The 896-nt window shown below is 65.3% G+C and carries 1 pseudogene; it reads left to right on the plus strand.

What is annotated here, in order from left to right:
• Positions 1 to 396: 396 nt before the first annotated feature.
• Positions 397 to 896: pseudogene (locus ABZZ22_RS10595) on the plus strand (HNH endonuclease); the annotation flags it as partial.

Raw genomic sequence — 896 nt, forward strand, 5'->3', positions numbered from 1 at the left:
ACCCCCTGCCGGAACGTCCCACCCGAAGGCCAGCCTGGGCCGCCGACCCGGCTTCGAGGGTGTTCTCGACATGCCCCGGAGTCAAGGACGGCCTTCGGCCGCCGGCTACGCCGGCCGCTATCGCGGTCCTTGACACCGGACCATGTCGAGAAAAGATTTGGCTGGCTATCGGGGCGGCGGCCCGGGTGTGGCGCGGAGGGGTTCTTGCTTCGGAATGGGGGTGTTGATGGGGTGGGAGGGTGGCCCTTCGGGCCACTTACCATCCACAAGTCCGAGGCCGTTCGCTCACCGCAAAAACAGGGTTTGACCTGCCAAGATAAGTAGATTCACGTCGCCTGGTGGAGTAGAATCAGACCATCACGACACGCCTCTGAACACCGGAGAGGAGGGGCGGCGATGAGTCTCGAACCCGAGATCAACCACTGGGGTATCAACCCTCAGGACCCGATCGACGCGGAGCTCGCTGCCCTGGAGTCTTCCCTTGACACCCTGCTCGCCAGGGACCCTGCCTACTGGCGCACTGCGGAGAAGAAGGACCGGTTGAAGCGCTTGGAGATCCTCCAGGCCAAGCAGGCCGCGCTGAGACTGCGGGTCCTCGCGGTGTCTGGTGACATCGCTGAGGAGACCGGCGCGAGAGATGTCTCGGGGTGGATGTTCACCGGGCTGCTGGTCGACAAGAAGATCGGGCGTGCCGAGGTGAAACTCGCCGCCGGACTCGCGAGGTACGAGCTCGTCGCTGCCGGCCTGGCTGAAGGTGTGGTGTCCCCCGACAAAGCCCGGGTGATCGTGAAGGCCCTCGAGGCGGTCGAGGCCGACCCCGAAGCCAGCACCGATGACCTGGTGTTCGCGGAGAAGCTGCTGGTCGACTACGCCGGCCAGATGACCGCCGACGACCT

The sequence above is a fragment of the Nocardioides sp. NPDC006273 genome, from assembly GCF_040613495.1.
Classification (GTDB): Bacteria; Actinomycetota; Actinomycetes; order Propionibacteriales; family Nocardioidaceae; genus Nocardioides.